We start from the raw sequence: 16056 nt of genomic DNA on the forward strand, positions 1-16056 counted from the left end.
GTGCGTCGCGCACGCTCTCGCTTCGCGGCCGTGCAAGGGAGGTGCCTCGCCGAGCCCGCTCCCCTGGCGTTGTTCGCGCCATTAGGTTTCGATCATGAACACCGGAAGCCTCAATGGGCGCGGCGCGGGCGCGTTCCTGGATCGCCTCGTCTCGAGCGCGGCCCGCCATCTCCTCGGCGCGTCCCTCGCCATCGCGCCGGGCGTCGCGTCGATCACGCCGGTGCTGGAGGATCTCCTCTCCTTTCATCCGGGGTGGATCACTCGGAGCGTGACCACGCATGACCCCGCAGGTGGCAACGACGATGGGTATCGCCCGGGGGTCGCGCTCGAGGGGGATCACCAGGTCCTGTTCCACGCCCGCGGGGAGGGGAGAATCGCGCGGATCTGGATGACCGCCCCCCGCGCGGAGCTCGAGAGGCCGGACCAGGAGATATGGATCGAGGTCGACGGACACACGGCGTTCCGCGGGTCGCCCGGCGATTTCTTCGGGGGTAGGGGCCCCTGGAAATCGCCTCTCGTGCTCGACGTGGACGCGAGCTCGGGCGCATACACAAGCTACGTCCCCTTCGCCTGGTCGAGCGAGGCCAAGGTCCGCTTCCGGGGCGTTCCCATCTATTACCAGGTCACCTACCGCGAGGGCCCCGGGGCCGCGTCGGGACCGACGCCCGAGGCGCTCTCGCGGTTCATGACGGAGGACTGGACAGCCACCCTGCCTGCCCCGTCCCGCCGGGAGAGCCTGAGCGCCAGCGCGCCGCTCGTCCTGGCGACAGGGCCCGCGACCGTATCAGGGGTCGACGTCCGGATCCCGGCGGGGAGCTTGAACGACCTCTCGGTGAGGATCGGCGGACAGCCGCCCGTGCCAGCGTCGTTCTTCTTCGGCCTCGCCAGCTCGGGCACCGACGCCGACGGCGGTTGGACGACCTTCCGGAGCGCGCTGCACGCCGCGTGGACACCCGACGCCGCGGGGGCCGGCAGGCTCGCGACGCGTCTGCCGATCCCGCTGGCCGAAGGGGAGGTGCTCTCGCTCGAGGCCGCGCCCGGGCAGGAGATCGCGGCGGTCGAAGCGGCCGTCGACCTCGCGCCCGCCCGCCGAGGTGTGCGGTTGATCGCGCAATTCCGCGATCAGATGGCCCCCGGGCGCGAGACGACGATGCCCCTCTTCGAGAGCGATGAGCCGCTCCAGCTCGTCGCGCTTCTCGAGGAGATCAGCGGCGGCCGGCCGAACGATCGGACGTACCTCGAGGGGGACGAGATGATCCGGACCGACGGAATGTCGCACCCGCTGCAGATGGGGACCGGCACCGAGGACTACTTCAATGGAGGCTTCTATTTCCTGGGCGCGCACAGCAACCCCTTCAGCGGGCTGCTCCGCTTCCTCGTCATCGATCCCGAGGATGGATGGAGGAACGCGACGTTCGTCCATTCGCTGTACCGCCTGCACGTGGCCGATCCCATCGTGAGCCGCTCCGGTCTGCGCTTCGGCATCGAGGCCGGACCGACCGGCGCCTACACGCCGCTGCGGGTGCGCTCTCTGGGCCTCGCTTACGCATTCTCGGATCATCAGGTGATCGGTGAGCAGAAGGTCCGTGCGGCCGGGAGGCGGCGGCTGGTGCATTCGGCCGTCGACGCCGAGCGGCTGGAGCTCCGGCGGCGATCCTGGTCCAGCGAGGGGCGCGGGATCACCCGGATCGAGGTCGAATGCCCGTCCGATGCGCGCGGCCTGTTGCTGCTCCGCGCGTACTCCGCGGAAAAAGCCCCCCAGACGGCGCGCGTCAGGCTCGACGGGCGGGAGGTCGGCGTGCTCCACGAGATGCAGGCGAACCCTGTCCGGTCGCTCGCCGAGGACGCGCTCTGGATCGACCTCCTCCCCGAACAGTGCAGCGCAGGCAGGCGCCCGGTCCTCGAGATCGACGCGACACACTCCCAGGCGCCCTGGAGCGAGCGGGGGTACACGCTGCGGTTCTTCTCCGGACCTCCTGCGCCTCGGCTCACGCAGGGGCCCGCGGTGAAGATCTTGGACACAGGGAGCCTCCCCGGGGGGCCGTTCTATGTGAACGATCACTCGATGGTCCAGCTCGCCGACGGCCGCTGGATCCTCACCGGGATCTTTCACCTCGAGCCTTATCGACCTGACATGGAGCGCGAGTTCGTCCTCGCTACCGCGCCCGGACCCGGACCGGTGCGCTGGATGGAGTCCGTCTCACCGAGCCTCACGCTGGCGCCGGAGCGCTTCTCGATTCACGCCCTCTCTGACGAGCGCTGGATCTGGGCCCCGCACATGGTCAAGGACCGGGACGGCAGCCTGGTCATGATCTTTCATGTGGGCACGCACGACCCCGACCGATCCGGCTTCCGGATCGCGCGCTCGCGCGACGGCTTTACCTGGGGCCGCGAGGGGGGGACGCTCTTCGAGGAGTTCTGCGTCGCCCGCGATCCGATGCTCGCCCGGCTCGGCGATCTGTGGGTGGTGTACTATACGCGCTGCGCGTCGATCGAGTCGCCCCTGAGCGGCGTCGCCTACCGCACGTCGCTCGATCTCGTCCGCTGGAGCTCGCCGGCCATGGCGCTCACGCTCGGGCCGGAGACGGCGATGCGCAACAGCGGTTACACCGAGTCGCCGTTCGTGTTCGAGCGGAAAGGGTGGTTTTACCTCACGGTCACCAGCTATCCCGTCGATTACGACGCCACGTTCGTCTACCGCTCGCGCTCGCCGTTCGCGTTCCCGCCGCATGCGGTTGCCCGGCTGCGCGCCCACGCGGCCGAGTGGGTGGCGGAGGCGGGCGACCTCGAGGCGGGGCGCCTGTTCTTCACGCACGCAGGGGCCGGGAAAGGCGGCGTGTTTCTCCAGGAGCTCTTCGGCCTCTGAGCCGAAGGCCGCGCCGCCGGGCTGACCGAGCGGCGCCGTCCGACCCGGGTCGACCTGCGCGCGCGCTCGCCGGTTCGACCCGGGTGAATGACGAGCTGCACGCGAGCGTCGCGCTGGGATGAGCTTGCCTGCGCCGGGTGCAGCCGAGAACTCGGATGGTGCTTGTCGGACGGATCTGCGCGGACGACGTGCTTGCCCGCGCGAGCGTGGCCGCGATCCGTCGACTATCCTCTCGCGCCCATGAGCGTCCATGTCGTCGTGTGCGCGTTCGCGATTGCCGTCCTCGCCGCGTGCTCCAAGACGTCGTCATCGGCGACGACGTCGACGGATGCAGGCCCGGGCGCGACCGGCGGCGCGCGCCTCCGCATCGCCGTCGTGCCGAAGGGGACGACACACGAGTTCTGGAAGAGCGTTCACGCAGGCGCGGTGAAGGCCTCGCGTGAGCTCGGCGTCGATGTCGTGTGGAAGGGGCCGCTCCGGGAGGACGACCTCAAGGCGCAGGTCGATGTCGTCTCGAGCTTCGTCGCGCAGGGCGTGTCCGGCATCGTGCTCGCGCCGCTCGACGCCACGGCGCTGAGGGCGCCGGTGCGGGCGGCGGCGCAGGCGAAGATCCCGGTGGTCGTGTTCGACTCCGATCTCGCCAGCGACGATCACGTGAGCTTCGTCGCCACCGACAACGAGGCGGCCGGCAGGCTCGCCGGAGAGCACCTCGGCAAGGCGATCGGCGAGAACGGCAACATCGTCGTGCTCCGTTACCAGGAGGGCTCGGCGAGCACGCAGCACCGCGAGAAGGGGTTCCTCGACGCGGTCCGCGCGATGCCCGGCGTCACGGTCGCGAGCGAGAACCAGTATGGCGGCGCGACCACGGAGTCGGCGTTCCACAAGAGCGAGAGCCTGCTGCTCGCGCAGAGGGCGGCGGAAGGGGCCGTCGCCGGGGTGTTCACGCCGAACGAGTCGACGACCTTCGGGATGCTGCAGGCGCTCCGCAAGACGAACGTCGCGAGGAAGGTGAAGTTCGTCGGCTTCGACGCGTCGGAGAAGCTCCTCGGCGCGCTGCGCGAGGGCGACATCGAGGCGCTGGTCGTGCAGAACCCGTTCAACATGGGGTACGTCGCGATCAAGACGATGGTGGCGCACCTCCACGGAGAGAAGGTCGAGGCGCGCATCGACACGGGCTCGCGCGTCGTCACGAGGCAGGACCTCGACGACCCGGCGGTGCAGGAGATCGTGAGACCCGATCTCGCCAGGTGGCTCGGGGAGTGAGGGGCTCGTGGGCGGAGAGCGCGCGCCCCTCCTCGAGGTGACGGGCCTCGCGAAGGCGTTCGGCCCGAACCCGGTGCTGCGCGACGTCTCGCTGCGGGTGGCGCCCGCGAGCATCCACGCGCTGCTCGGCGAGAACGGCGCGGGCAAGAGCACGCTGGCGCGCGTCCTGCTCGGCGTGGAGCGCGCGGACGCCGGCGCGATCCTGCTCGGGGGGGCGCGGTACGCGCCGGCGTCGGCCGAGGAGGCGCGCCGCGCGGGCGTCGTCCTGGTCCCGCAGGAGCGGACGCTCTGCGCCCACCTCACGGTCGTCGACAACGTGGTGCTCGGGATCGAGCCGCTCGCGCGCGCGCGGCTCGGGATCCGGGACCGCTCGCGCGCGCGCGCCGTGGCGCGGGCGGCGATCGCGCTCGTCACCGCCGATCCGGGCCGCGTGCCGCTCGACGCGCGGGGCGGGGAGCTCGGCGTCGCCGATCAGCAGCTCGTCGAGATCGCGCGGGCGCTCGCGCAGGGCGGCCTCCGCGAGGACGGGCGGCTCGCGGCGCGGCTCCTCGTCCTCGATGAGCCGACATCGAGCCTGGGGCAGTCGGACGCCGCGCGCCTGTTCGAGCGCGTCCGCGCCCTGCGAGACGCCGGGCTCGCGGTGCTGCTCGTGACCCACTTCCTGTCGGACGTGCGCGCGCACGCCGATCGCTACACGGCGCTCCGCGACGGCCGCGTCGCGGGGGAGGGCGATCCGCGCGAGACCGAGCCGGCCCAGATCGTCCGCGAGATGCTGGGCCGCGCGCTTAACGACACGCGCGCGGGCGCCGACACGCGCGCGAGCGCCGACACGCGCGCGTGCGCGGTGTCCGAGGCGGCGCGTCCGGACGGCGGCGAGGTGGTGCTCGAGGCCGAGGGCGTCTGCGGCGTGAAGCGGCCGAAGCGCGCGTCGCTGACGCTGCGCCGGGGGGAGATCCTCGGCATCGCCGGCCTCGTCGGCTCGGGGAGGACGGAGCTCCTCCGCATCCTGGCGGGGCTCGATCCCAGGCGCGGCGGGACGGTCGCGCTGCGCGCTCCTCGCGGGGTCGGCCTGCTGAGCGAGGATCGCGGCGGGGAAGGGTTGATGCTCGGCCGCTCGCTCGCCGAGAACGTCTGGCTCTCGCCGCGCGCTCCGCGCTTCGCCAGGCCGAGGTCGCTCCTCACGGAGGGGGCGCGCTGGATCGAGAGGCTCGCGATCCGCGCAGGAGGGCCGGAGCAGCGCGTCGGCGAGCTCTCGGGCGGCAACCAGCAGAAGGTCCAGATCGCGCGGCTGCTCCGCGAGGACGTCGACGTGCTGCTCGTCGACGAGCCGACGCGCGGCATCGACGTGGCGAGCAAGGCGCAGGTGCTCGCGCTGCTCCGCGAGCTCGCGCGCGCCGGCAAGGCGATCGTGCTCGTGTCGAGCCAGCTCGACGAGCTCGTCACGACCTGCGATCGCATCGCGGTCCTCCGCCGGGGGACCCTCGACCCGCCGCGGCCCGCGTCGTCGTGGACCGAGGCGTCGCTCCTCCTGGAGGCATCCTCGTGAAGAAGCGTCCGCCGTGGGTGGGGCCGCTCGTCGCGCTGCTGCTCGTCTACGCGCTCTTCGCGGCGCTGACGCCCGACACGTTCCTGCGCAGCCAGAACCTGCTCACGATGGCGCGGCAGACGGTGGTGGTCGGCATCTGCGCCGTCGGCATGACGCTCGTCATCGCGACCGGCGGGATCGACCTCTCCACCGGCTCGCTCGTCGCGTTCACGACGGTCGTCCTCGCGAAGCTCCTGCGCGCGGGGGTGCCGGCGCTCCCGGCGGCGCTCGTCGCCGCGGCGGCGGCGGGCCTCGTGGGCGCCTTCGTCGGGACGCTCGTGGGGCGGGCGCGGATGGTGCCCTTCGTCGTGACGCTGGGCACGATGAGCGCGCTGCGCGGCGCCGCGAAGGGGCTCGCGTCCGAGCAGAAGATCGACGCGGATCCGCGCGGGCTCGACGCGCTGCTGTCGGCCGACCTCGCCGCGCCGGGGCTGTGGGTGACGGCGGGGCTGGCGATCCTGGTCTTCGCCGTGCTCCTGTTCACGCGCTTCGGGCGGCACGTGTTCGCGGTCGGCAGCAACGAGGCTGCGGCGCGCCTGTGCGGCATCGACACGGGGCGCGTGAAGATCGCGGTGTACACGCTGTCGAGCCTCCTCGCCGGCGTCGCGGGGGTGATGGAGTTCGCGACGCTGACGGTGGGCGACCCGACCGACTCGATCGGCCTGGAGCTCGAGGTCATCGCGGCGGTGGTCATCGGCGGCGCGCCGCTCTCGGGCGGCGAGGGGAGCGTCGCGGGGAGCGTGATCGGGGCGCTGCTCATCACGGTCATCCGGACCGGCGGCGTCCACCTCGGGTTGCCCAGCTGGGTGCAGGAGATCGCGACGGGCGCGATCATCGTGGTCGCCGTCGCCGTCGACCGCGTGCGGCGCGCGCGCGGGGCACGCGCTGCCGCGGGCTGACGGTGCTTCGCCGCGCGCGGCCTGCGCGTCGCGGCGTGTCCGATGCTCACGGATCCCGGCGCAGCGCCGCGCGGATGGCTTGCTCGACCGGAGAGCTCTCGCCGTCTTCGCGATCGAGCCGCAGCGGTTCGGTCGGGAGCAGGGGCGGCTGGGCCATGAAGCGCGGGCGCGTGCCGCGGTGCGGCTGCGCTGCGTGGACCAGGAACGGGTGGCACAGGTAGACCGTTCCCGCCTCGCCGGTCGCGAGCACCTGCGGTCGATGCGCCGTCTCGGCGAAGCCGTTCGCGGCCAGCTCACGCAACGTCAGCCCCGGCTCGCCCGCCGGCGCGAGCTGCCTCGCGATGTCCAGGTGGGACCCCGCCCGGATGCGCGTCGGCGCGTCGGATTCGCCGACATCCGAGAAGAGGAACAGCATGAGCAGCGCCCGGCCGCGCGACACAACGTTCGCGCGCCATGACATGAAGTCGGGGTTCTCGGTGCCGAAGCTCACGTCGACGTGCCAGCCCGTATCTCCCGGATCATGGGGCGACGGAAAGCGAACGGGCCAGGTGCCGAGCGCTTTCTGCGGTTGCCAGCGCCCGCGGCCGACAAGCTGATCGAACGCGGAGTGAAGCGCTGGCGTGTTCGCGGCGTCAGCGAACGGTCGCTGGCCGTACATCCCGAGTCGAACGACCGGCTTCGTCCAGGTCTTCGGATCCTGCGGATCCATCCCGGTGTCACGCCACAGGATGGCGCGGCCCTCGTCGGCGAGGACCCGCGGGAACGCCGCGTCGATCCGGACGAATCCATCGGCGATGAAGCGCTCGATCTGTTGATGGCTCAGCTCGATCATGGCGCGGGCCAGTCTGCATGGCCGCTCCCGAGGGGGCAAGCGGGTTAGGTCGGGCTCGCCTGGATCAGCCGCCGGGAGGCGGACCCATGCCGCAGCCCGGCGGCCCTCCCATACCGCCTGTCGAGCAGAGCTCGTCCGCGAGCGAGGAGCGGATCACGGGCGTCTTCCAGGCGAGCAGCGATCCCTCCGCCTGCTGTTCGGTCGACATCGCTTACCGCGCGGCCGAGCTCCACGGCTTCAGCCTCGGCCTGCGGCCGTCCTCAGGGGATCTGCACCTCGGTGGAGCCGATCTTCTTCGGATCGTTCGGCTCGTTGATGTTGTCCCAGCGGCGGTACAGCTCGACGCCCAAAGCCCCCTTGCTCAGGCCCTTGATGGCCATACCGATGTCATAGCGGCAGTCGCACCCGGCCACGGCCCCGGGGTCCATATCCACGGGCTGCACGAGCACATCCACCCTGCTGCCGGCGATCCGGACGAACCCTTCCACCTCCTGGTCGCATCGGAACTGCGCGGCGCGGTACTCGAGGCGGACAGCGCCGCGCTCGGGCGTCGCCACGAGCGCCTCCTGGACCGTGTCGTCGTACGCGCCTGCCTTGCACTCGCTCTGGGTGAGGCCCTCGATCGCCTCCGCATCCTCCCAGCCCTCGGGCAAGTCCGCCCCGCCACAGCCGACCACCAGGAGCGTCGCGACCATCCACGCCATGTTTTGCATCTCGTCCCTCCGGTGAGCGCTCACTGCAACGTGTGTGCCTGGTGTGTGCCCGCAACCTCGCAGGGCGCGGCGGCTGATCTCGGGGGACATCCGTGTCGCGGGTGTGCCATGGGCTCTTCGGTCGCCGTGGGATCGATGAGCGGACCGCGGCACGACGGAGGTACCCTGCGATGATGCTGGCGACTGGCCACGCGAGGAGCGACCGGCCCGAGAGGTGTCCACGCCGCTGAGCAACGACTATTGGATCGAGGAGGGCGTGATGCGGCGATCGCTGGGGCTGATCTTGTGCTTGTCGATGGCGACCGTGGTTGCGGCTTGCGGGGACGACCAGCATGGGGGTGACGGGGGGACGGGCGCGGGTGGCGCCGGAGCGACGAGCTCCGCGGGAGCCGGCCCGGGCTCGGGCGGCTCGACGCCGGAGCTTCCTGCGCACGAAGGCGGCGGCCCCGCGGCAGGCAACCCGGAGGGGAGCTGCGCTGTTCCGGACGAGGCTCAGGCCGTCGACACCTCGTCACCGAAGACGGTGATCGGCGACGGGACGCCCGAGAGCTGCACCTCCGAGGCGGTCGTCAGCGCCGTCGCGGCCGGCGGCATCATCACATTCGACTGCGGCCCGGAGCCGATCACCATCACGCTCGAGGAGACGGCGAAGATCTTCAACGATACCGGCCCCGAGATCGTGATCGACGGCGGCGGGCTCGTGACCTTGAGCGGCGGCGGGAAGCGGCGGATCCTCTACATGAACACCTGCGACGAGGCGCAGGTCTGGACGACGCCGAACTGCGACAACCAGGACCACCCGCGCCTGACGGTCCAGAACCTCACCTTCTTCGGGGGCAACTCGACGAACGATGACGACGAGGGCGGCGGAGCCATCTTCGCGCAGGGCGGGCGCCTGAAGGTCGTCAACTCACGCTTCTTCAACAACACGTGTGATCCGACCGGCCCCGATCTCGGCGGCGCGGGGATCCGGGCGTTCATGCAGTACAACGGCCTTCCGCTCTACGTGGTGAACAGCACCTTCGGCGGCGCCGAGGGCTACGGGAACGAGTGCGCGAACGGCGGCGGCATCAGCAGCATCGGCGTCTCCTGGACGGTCATCAACAGCCTGTTCTCCCACAACCGCGCGCTCGGCAACGGCGGCAACCCCGCGATGGCCGGGACGCCGGGCGGCGGCAGCGGCGGGGCGATCTACAACGACGGCGACACGATGACGCTCACGCTCTGCGGGACCCGGATCGAGCGAAACGAGGTGAACGCCCACGGGAGCGCGATCTTCTTCGTGAGCAACGATCACTCCGGAAACATCGTCATCGACCGGTCGGTGATCACCAACAACATCGGCGGGTCGTGGTACCCGACCTATCCGCAGATCTCGAACCACGACGACACGCCGATCATGGTCACGGCGTCGACCATCGAGTGAGGGTGGCCGGCTCCGCCCGGCTGAGCGGCGCCGGCTGCCCGATCCGGGTTGAGGTTGCCCTGACCTGGGTCGGGTCACCTCAACCTGGTCGGTGCACCTCAATCTGGGCGGGGGCGCCCGCGCGTCGGCGATGCGCGACGAGCGCCGCGACACATAGGAGGCCGAGAATCAGCTCCACGACGGTCGCCAGCACGAGCTCCTGCGCCGGCAACCCGTCCACGGCCATGCTGAGGAGGCGGGAGAGGCCGTAGGAGACGTACATCACCGCGCCGAGCACGCTCGCGGTGAACGCCAGCCGCGAGACGAAGGCGCCGAGCAGGACCACCGCGCCGACGCCCAGGAGCGAGCCACCTACGGCCCGTGCCTCGCTGAGCACGCTGCGGCTCTCGCCGAGCGAGATCCCGCTGCTCGCATGGAAGGCGACGGGCGCGACGAGCGACGCCCCGCCGATCCCGAGGAGCACCACGCCGGAGACGAACAGCGTCGCCGCCACGAGCCAAGGGGCCCGCGGGTTTGCTGTTCCCGTCGCGATGGGCGCTGTCGGGACGCCGGACGCGGTCTGCCGACCGGTCGTGCCTGTCGAGCCGATGACGAGGAGGGGGCTTGCACGATGGGGCATGGTGCTCCTTGCTGGATGACGCATCCAACGTGCGGCGCCATGGATGGACGATCAATCATCATGAGTCCATGTTCTTTTGCCGTTCGTCCACGATCGATGGACGTAGGGTCGAGGCTCGGGCACGCTGTCGCGCATGTCGCGCGCTCGCAGCGTCGCCCCCGCCACGGACCCGCTCGGAGAGCCGCTGCACCTGTTGCGGCTGACGGGCACCCTCTACTGTCGCGCCGAGCTCTCCGCGCCGTGGGGCATCGACGTGCCCTCGCTGGAAGGGTTGATGACGCTCCAGGTGATCACCGCGGGGCACTGCTGGCTCGAGGTCGATGGGGCGCCGCCGATGCGCCTCCAGCAGGGAAGCCTCACGCTGATCCCTCACGGTACGCCGCACCGCTTTCGCAGCAGCGCCCGCGCGCGCACGGCGCCGCTGTTCGAGATCCCCGTCGAGCAGGTCAGCGATCGATACGAGATCATGCGCCACGGCGGAGGCGGCGAGGTCACGCACGTCACGTACGCCGCGATGCGCTTCGATCACGTCGTCGCCCGGCGCCTCGTCGCGCAGCTCCCGCGGGTCTTGCACATCGACACGTGGGACGACGAGGACACCGGCTGGATCCACAGCACCCTGCGCCTCATCTCTCGTGAGGCCCTCACCCTCCGCCCGGGCGGGGAGACGATCATGACCCGGCTCGCCGACGTCCTCGTCGTCCAGGCGATCCGGTCATGGCTCGGCTCGTCGCCGGAAGCGGGCCGCGGCTGGCTCGCCGCCATGCGCGACGAGCACGTGGGGCGCGCGCTGTCCGCGATGCACCGCTCGCCGGAGCGCCCGTGGTGCCTCGTGTCGCTCGCCCGCGAGGCGCGCATGTCCCGCTCGGCGTTCGCGGCGCGGTTCACCGAGCTGGTCGGCGAGCCCGCGATGCACTACCTGGCCGAGTCGCGGATGCAGCTCGCCCGCGCGCACCTCCAGCAGACGTCGGAGCCGCTTTCGGACGTCGCGCGGCGCGTCGGCTACGGGTCCGAGGCGGCGTTCTGCAGGGCGTTCAAACGCGCGTTCGGCGTGCCGCCAGGCAGCGTGCGCCGCGGCGCCGCGACGGCGGAGCACGCGCCGAGGGCGGGCGCCCGGCCGTGACGGCGGCCGGTCACACGCTGCCGCCTCCGCGCGATGGAGGGGTATGCCGAACCGCCGCTCGCCCCTCGGACCGCATCACCTGCTCGTGCTCGCGCTGGCCGCGGCGCTCACCGCGCCCGCCGCCCGGGCGCGCGCCGAGACCTGCGCCGCCACCGAGGGCCAGGCGCTCCCGGACGCGCTGCCGATGCGCGACTTCGCCGCCCGCCTCGGCGAGCGCATCGACGCCTGCGCCGCCGATGCGCGGCGCCCCGACGCCGAGCGCTTCTGCGCCGAGCACGGGCTCGAATGCAGCGCCGGGCGGGTCCGCGACTACGTGCGCGTCCGGACGCTCTTCGAGATGACGCGCGACGGCGGTCCGTTCCGGCTGCGCTGGAGCATCACCGATCGCAACCCGACCGCCTGGCACATCTGGGCCGCGTGGAGGCAGAGCCCTCCGCTCGCGTCGTCGGCCGGGCCCTCGGCGACGGCGGAGTGCGACGAGCTCTCGGCGCTCTTCGCCGGGCTCGCGCGCCGGTTCGACGTCCGCGGGGTCGGCCTCTTCTGGCCGACGTGGAACCACACGATCGCCGCGTGGGACGTGGCCCCGTCCGTCCGCGTGCTGGTGCCGACGTCGCAGATCTTCCTCGCGTGCGACGCGACGTTCGATCGGACCACGTTCCTGCCGTCGAAGCAGCGTGTGGTCTACGAGCTCCGCCTGACCGACGCGCTCGACAGCGTGCCCGTGCCGCGGCCCGTGGCGACGTTCCTGCTCGATCAGGTGGCGCACTACGCGGGCGCGTCGCTCGACGTGCTCGCGATGATCCGGACGCACCGGGCGCTGCGCTACGGATCGAGCGTGCCCGCGTCCTGCGGTGAGGGCGCCGCCGCGGCGGCGAAGGCGCTCCGCGCGCGGCCGCTCTCGCCTGCAGACCGCCGGGCGCTCGCGCGCTACGGGGCGACGGAGCTAGGGCTCGCCGCGCCGTCGGCCGAGGCGGCGCTCGCGCAGATCGCGCGCTGAGCGCGCCTCGCGAGCGTTCAGTCCTCGCCCCGGACCCGATGGCTGATGTACATCGCCGTCAGCTTGCCGAGCTGGCTCGCCGCGTCCCGCGCGCGACCTCCGCTCGACGGGTTGAGCAACGAAGCCGGCGACTTCGCCTCGATCAAGAACTCGTCGAACACGCGCCCTGCCGGATCGGTGAGCTGCACCGTCGCCTTGAGGAGCGTGTCCATGTTGAAGACGCCGGTGAAGACGCCGGGCTCGTAGAACGTCACGTTGGCGCGGATGAAGAACGGCGCGTCCGCGGCGCTCCTCGCCCTGACGACGATCGCGTCCTCCGACGCTGCCTTCTCGACGAGCGCCTCGGTGAACGCCTCGTTCATCGCCGACTTGTCCTCCTGCCAGCTCTGCCGCTGCTCGGCGTCCTTCTCCGCCATCCAGTCGGCCTCGGAGCTGTTGCCGACCTCGAGGGCGTTGAACGCGATCGGGACGACCCCGAAGCGCCCCTGGCCGTAAAACGGGTTCGGCATGGCCTGACGGGAGGTCTTCCAGGGGTGCCCGCACGCGGCGAGCAGGGGAGTCAGGCAGAGCATCAGGATCCAGAGCGCGTGGCGACGGTGCACGGAGGGGCCTCCTTGGAGAGCGAACAGCAGTGTCAGCAGTGTCAGAAGTGGGCGACGCGGCGCCTCGACGCTCAACCGCCGAGGATCGACGAGAGCCCGCGGTAGCAGGCCCACGCCACCACGGCGCTCACCGGGATGGTGAGCACCCAGGCCCAGAGGATGCGCGTGGTCACGCCCCAGCGCACCGCGCTCACCCGCTGGCTCGCGCCCGCGCCCATGATGCAGCCGGTGATCACGTGCGTCGTCGACACCGGCATCCCGAGGAACGACGAGGTCAAGATGGTCGCCGCCGCGCTGGTCTCGGCCGCGAAGCCATGAATCGGCTTGAGGTCGATGATCTTGGTGCCCATGGTCTTGATGATCCGCACCCCGCCCGCCGCCGTGCCGAGGGCCATGGCCGTCGCGCAGGCGAGGACCACCCAGAGCGGCACGTGGAAGTCGCCGTGACCCGCAGGGATCACGCCGTACGCGACCAGCGACATGGTGATGATGCCCATCGTCTTCTGGGCGTCGTTGCTCCCATGCGAGAGCGCCATGAAGCCCGCGGAGAGCATCTGCAGGGTCCGGAAGCGCCGATTGACCACCGCCGGCCGGGTGCGCCGGACGATCCAGAAGATGGCGATCATCCCGAAGAAGGAGATCACGAAGCCCACGAGGGGGCTGATGACCAGGCTCTTGACCACCTTCAAGAGCCCCGCGCCCTGCACGGCCGCGGTGCCCGCCCGCCCGGCGCCCGCGCCCACGAGCCCGCCCACGAGGGCGTGAGACGACGACGACGGGATACCGAAATACCAGGTGAAGAGGTTCCAGAAGATCGCGCCCACGAGGGCGCTGAGCACGACCACCTGGGTCACCGCCGAAGGGACGATGAGCCCTTTCCCGATGGTGCTCGCCACCGCCGTGCCGGTGAGCGCGCCCCCGAAGTTGAACAGCGCCGCGAGCATCACGGCGGTGCGGATGGGGAGGACACCGGTGCTCACCACCGTGGCAATGGCGTTGGCCGTGTCGTGGAAGCCGTTGATGTAATCGAAGACGAGCGCGACCACGATCACGAGGGTCAGCGTGACGAGGAGAGTGTTCATGGCGCGCCCCTCAGGCGTTCTTGATCACCAGCGCCTCCAGCGCGTTGGCGACGTCATCGCAGGCGTCGAGCGTGTTTTCGAGCCCCTCGAGGAACTCCTTGTGCTTGATGAGGTGGATAGCGTCCTTCTCGGTGTTGAAGAGGTCGACGATCGCCGAGCGGAATATCTGATCGCCGTCGTGCTCGAGCTTGGCGATGGCCTTGCAATGTCGGTTGATCTCGGCCACCCGCTTCATCCCCCGGAGCAGCTTGACGGCGCTGTGGATCTCGCTGCACCCTTCCAGGATCTTGGCGGCGAGCTCCTGGCTCGCCGGCGGGAGATCCTCCATGGCGTGGACCACGACGCGCATCATCGTGGAGTGGACGCGATCGGAGACGTTCTCGAGGTCGGTCGCGAGGGCGTAGATGTCGGAGCGATCGAGCGGCGTGACAAACGTCTTGTTGAGAGCGTCGTAGACGTCGCGGATCACCGCGTCGGCGGCGTGCTCGATGTCGGTGATGCGCGAGACCAGGGCTTGCCTCTCGCTGGCGCTCCGGGCGCTGCAGCACTCCGAGAGGACGTTGGCGCTCTGCAGCGCGCAGTCGGCGCCCCGCTCGAGCAAGTCGAAGAAGTGCTCTTCACGAGGTAAAAGCGATTTGATGACCCGATCGAGCCACATCATGCACCTTTCTTGGCGGGCGGGCGCATCCTAGCACGAGGACGTGACGCTCGATGGGGGCGCTTCGCGCCGGGCAGCCGCCACGGCGGGCTGTGTAAGGTCTTACCGAAGCGTTGTGTAGGGGGGCAGGAAAAATTCGCCCTCGTGTCCATCGTCATGGGCGTCCCGAGCGGGAACGTCGGCGGCCGCGGTGGCTCGGGGCCGGCGCGGCCGGGCGCCGCTCGACGCCGCTTCCACGCCGGAGCAGATCAGCGGCGGCGGGACCACGCGCCGGGCGGCACGCCGTTCCAGCGCTTGAACGCGCGCGTGAACGCGGCGACGTCCGTGAACCCGACAGCGAACGCCGCCTCGGTCACGGTCGCGCGGTGCGCCGCGAGGAGCTCCTCGGCCATCGCGCGCCGCGCGTCGTCGACGATCGCCTGGAAGCTCGTCCCGCGCTCGGACAGGCGGCGCTGGAGGCTGCGCGCGCTCTGGCCGACGGCGCGCGCGACGCGGTCGAGCGTGGCCTCGCCCTGCGGGATCGCCGTGCGCAGCTCGCGCCGCACGCGCGCGAGCACGTCCTCCTCGGCGCGCGGGAGCACGCGGTGCTCGCCCCCGGGCAAGCCGAGCGCGCGCTCGAGCTGCTGGGCGAGGAGCGCGAAGAGCATCGGGTCGGTGGTGCTCATCCGCGCGTCGAGCACCGCCCTCGGGTACTCGACCTCGGCGCTCGGCTCGCCGTAGCGGATGGGCGCGCGGAAGACGCTGCGCGCGAGCGCGTCGTCCGCGGGCGGCGGGCGCACGAGGCGGACGACCGTGGGCTCGCGGGGGGGCGTCGCGGCGCGCCGGAAGCGCAGGACGGTGGTCGCCGCGAGGTAGTCCCACACAGCGCTCGGGGCCGTGTGGCCCGGCGCGAGCGCGAAGCGGAACGTCACGTGGGCCGGCCCCTCCTCGAACGTGTGCGCGGCGGCGTCGTGGATGAGCCGCTGGAAGCGCAGGAACGCCCGCACCGCGCCGCGCACGTCGCCCGCGCTCGCGAACGTGTACTCGACGAGCGACTGCGGCGCGGCGTCGACGAGCACCGCGGCGCGCACGCCGAACGACTCGTCCGCAGCCGAGAGCGCGGCCCACGCGCGGCAGAGCTCGTCGTGCGTCACCCGCGCGTCGGGGCGGCCGAGCACCGCAGGGTCGACGCCGACGCGCGCGCACACCTCGGGCGGCGCCATGCCGTCGCGCTGCGACGCGGTCACGACCGCGATGCCGAGCGCCTGCGCGAAGACCGTGGCCGGCTGGGTCGCGGGGCGCGGGGTCACGGAGGAGGAGCCAGGGTTTCTGCGAGGGGCGGCGGCGTCAAGCGGCGTTCCGCCTGGCCCGCCCTTGGCTCACGGTTTGCAGACTCTGCAGATGCAGATTGC

The 16056-nt window shown here is 71.5% G+C and carries 15 protein-coding genes; 7 read left to right on the forward strand and 8 right to left on the reverse strand.

Features of this window, described 5'->3' with window-relative positions:
- The first annotated feature begins 94 nt into the window (after positions 1 to 94).
- The 4 genes from WMF29_RS18205 (at position 95) to WMF29_RS18220 (ending at position 6613) form a co-directional block, all read left to right on the forward strand.
- Positions 95 to 2866, forward strand: a complete 2772-nt coding sequence (locus tag WMF29_RS18205; protein ID WP_437330053.1) for a DUF2961 domain-containing protein — start codon at positions 95 to 97, stop codon at positions 2864 to 2866.
- A gap of 240 nt (positions 2867 to 3106) precedes the next feature.
- Positions 3107 to 4129: an ABC transporter substrate-binding protein gene (locus tag WMF29_RS18210; RefSeq protein WP_437330054.1), complete on the forward strand. Its 1023-nt coding sequence runs from the start codon at positions 3107 to 3109 to the stop codon at positions 4127 to 4129.
- Positions 4130 to 4136: 7 nt separating this feature from the next.
- The gene (locus WMF29_RS18215; RefSeq protein WP_437330055.1) at positions 4137 to 5675 is read left to right on the forward strand and encodes a sugar ABC transporter ATP-binding protein; all 1539 of its coding nucleotides are present in this window, start codon (positions 4137 to 4139) and stop codon (positions 5673 to 5675) included.
- Positions 5672 to 6613 (forward strand): ABC transporter permease, encoded by a 942-nt coding sequence (locus WMF29_RS18220; protein ID WP_437330056.1) that lies wholly within the window; start codon positions 5672 to 5674, stop codon positions 6611 to 6613. The genes WMF29_RS18215 and WMF29_RS18220 overlap by 4 nt, the downstream gene beginning before the upstream one ends.
- A 46-nt stretch (positions 6614 to 6659) precedes the next feature.
- Here the strand turns inward: WMF29_RS18220 and WMF29_RS18225 are convergent, their stop codons facing one another.
- From WMF29_RS18225 to WMF29_RS18235, 3 genes are all read right to left on the reverse strand, one after another.
- Complete coding sequence (locus WMF29_RS18225) at positions 6660 to 7445, reverse strand: phytanoyl-CoA dioxygenase family protein (RefSeq protein WP_437330057.1); 786 nt, start codon at positions 7443 to 7445, stop codon at positions 6660 to 6662.
- 64 nt (positions 7446 to 7509) lie between these two features.
- A complete protein-coding gene (locus tag WMF29_RS18230; RefSeq protein ID WP_437330058.1) occupies positions 7510 to 7653 on the reverse strand; it encodes a hypothetical protein in 144 nt (47 codons plus the stop codon).
- A 52-nt stretch (positions 7654 to 7705) separates the two neighbouring features.
- Positions 7706 to 8158 (reverse strand): hypothetical protein, encoded by a 453-nt coding sequence (locus WMF29_RS18235; protein ID WP_437330059.1) that lies wholly within the window; start codon positions 8156 to 8158, stop codon positions 7706 to 7708.
- Between the two features lie 259 nt (positions 8159 to 8417).
- Between WMF29_RS18235 and WMF29_RS18240 the strand changes: the two genes are divergently transcribed.
- Positions 8418 to 9584, forward strand: a complete 1167-nt coding sequence (locus tag WMF29_RS18240; protein WP_437330060.1) for a hypothetical protein — start codon at positions 8418 to 8420, stop codon at positions 9582 to 9584.
- A 79-nt stretch (positions 9585 to 9663) separates the two neighbouring features.
- Here WMF29_RS18240 and WMF29_RS18245 read toward each other — a convergent pair whose 3' ends face one another.
- A complete protein-coding gene (locus WMF29_RS18245; RefSeq protein ID WP_437330061.1) occupies positions 9664 to 10203 on the reverse strand; it encodes a DUF4345 domain-containing protein in 540 nt (179 codons plus the stop codon).
- 133 nt (positions 10204 to 10336) lie between these two features.
- Between WMF29_RS18245 and WMF29_RS18250 the strand changes: the two genes are divergently transcribed.
- Together WMF29_RS18250 and WMF29_RS18255 are read left to right on the forward strand one after the other, a co-directional pair.
- A complete protein-coding gene (locus WMF29_RS18250; RefSeq protein WP_437330062.1) occupies positions 10337 to 11326 on the forward strand; it encodes a cupin domain-containing protein in 990 nt (329 codons plus the stop codon).
- 43 nt (positions 11327 to 11369) lie between these two features.
- A complete protein-coding gene (locus WMF29_RS18255; protein ID WP_437330063.1) occupies positions 11370 to 12323 on the forward strand; it encodes a hypothetical protein in 954 nt (317 codons plus the stop codon).
- 17 nt (positions 12324 to 12340) lie between these two features.
- On the opposite strand, the gene WMF29_RS18260 is transcribed toward WMF29_RS18255, so the two are convergent.
- The 4 genes from WMF29_RS18260 to WMF29_RS18275 all read right to left on the reverse strand — a co-directional run bounded on the left by WMF29_RS18260 (position 12341) and on the right by WMF29_RS18275 (position 15954).
- Positions 12341 to 12925: a hypothetical protein gene (locus WMF29_RS18260; protein ID WP_437330064.1), complete on the reverse strand. Its 585-nt coding sequence runs from the start codon at positions 12923 to 12925 to the stop codon at positions 12341 to 12343.
- Positions 12926 to 12996: 71 nt separating this feature from the next.
- A complete protein-coding gene (locus tag WMF29_RS18265) occupies positions 12997 to 14007 on the reverse strand; it encodes an anion permease (RefSeq protein WP_437330065.1) in 1011 nt (336 codons plus the stop codon).
- A 10-nt stretch (positions 14008 to 14017) separates the two neighbouring features.
- Positions 14018 to 14668: a DUF47 domain-containing protein gene (locus WMF29_RS18270; protein WP_272098642.1), complete on the reverse strand. Its 651-nt coding sequence runs from the start codon at positions 14666 to 14668 to the stop codon at positions 14018 to 14020.
- A gap of 245 nt (positions 14669 to 14913) precedes the next feature.
- Positions 14914 to 15954, reverse strand: coding sequence for an AraC family transcriptional regulator (locus WMF29_RS18275; RefSeq protein ID WP_437330066.1), 1041 nt, complete (start codon positions 15952 to 15954; stop codon positions 14914 to 14916).
- Between the last annotated feature and the right edge of the window lie 102 nt (positions 15955 to 16056).

The organism is Sorangium sp. So ce381, assembly GCF_051473845.1.
GTDB classification, from domain to species: Bacteria; Myxococcota_A; Polyangia; order Polyangiales; family Polyangiaceae; genus Sorangium; species Sorangium atrum.

Excerpts from the sequence above, each read along its gene's own strand:
- WMF29_RS18265 (WP_437330065.1), bottom strand. The coding sequence starts at position 14,007 with ATGAACACTCTCCTCGTCACGCTGACCCTCGTGATCGTGGTCGCGCTC.
- WMF29_RS18210 (WP_437330054.1), top strand. The coding sequence starts at position 3,107 with ATGAGCGTCCATGTCGTCGTGTGCGCGTTCGCGATTGCCGTCCTCGCC.
- WMF29_RS18250 (WP_437330062.1), top strand. The coding sequence starts at position 10,337 with ATGTCGCGCGCTCGCAGCGTCGCCCCCGCCACGGACCCGCTCGGAGAG.
- WMF29_RS18255 (WP_437330063.1), top strand. The coding sequence starts at position 11,370 with ATGCCGAACCGCCGCTCGCCCCTCGGACCGCATCACCTGCTCGTGCTC.
- WMF29_RS18230 (WP_437330058.1), bottom strand. The coding sequence starts at position 7,653 with ATGTCGACCGAACAGCAGGCGGAGGGATCGCTGCTCGCCTGGAAGACG.
- WMF29_RS18235 (WP_437330059.1), bottom strand. The coding sequence starts at position 8,158 with ATGCAAAACATGGCGTGGATGGTCGCGACGCTCCTGGTGGTCGGCTGT.
- WMF29_RS18225 (WP_437330057.1), bottom strand. The coding sequence starts at position 7,445 with ATGATCGAGCTGAGCCATCAACAGATCGAGCGCTTCATCGCCGATGGA.
- WMF29_RS18240 (WP_437330060.1), top strand. The coding sequence starts at position 8,418 with ATGCGGCGATCGCTGGGGCTGATCTTGTGCTTGTCGATGGCGACCGTG.
- WMF29_RS18205 (WP_437330053.1), top strand. The coding sequence starts at position 95 with ATGAACACCGGAAGCCTCAATGGGCGCGGCGCGGGCGCGTTCCTGGAT.
- WMF29_RS18270 (WP_272098642.1), bottom strand. The coding sequence starts at position 14,668 with ATGATGTGGCTCGATCGGGTCATCAAATCGCTTTTACCTCGTGAAGAG.
- WMF29_RS18245 (WP_437330061.1), bottom strand. The coding sequence starts at position 10,203 with ATGCCCCATCGTGCAAGCCCCCTCCTCGTCATCGGCTCGACAGGCACG.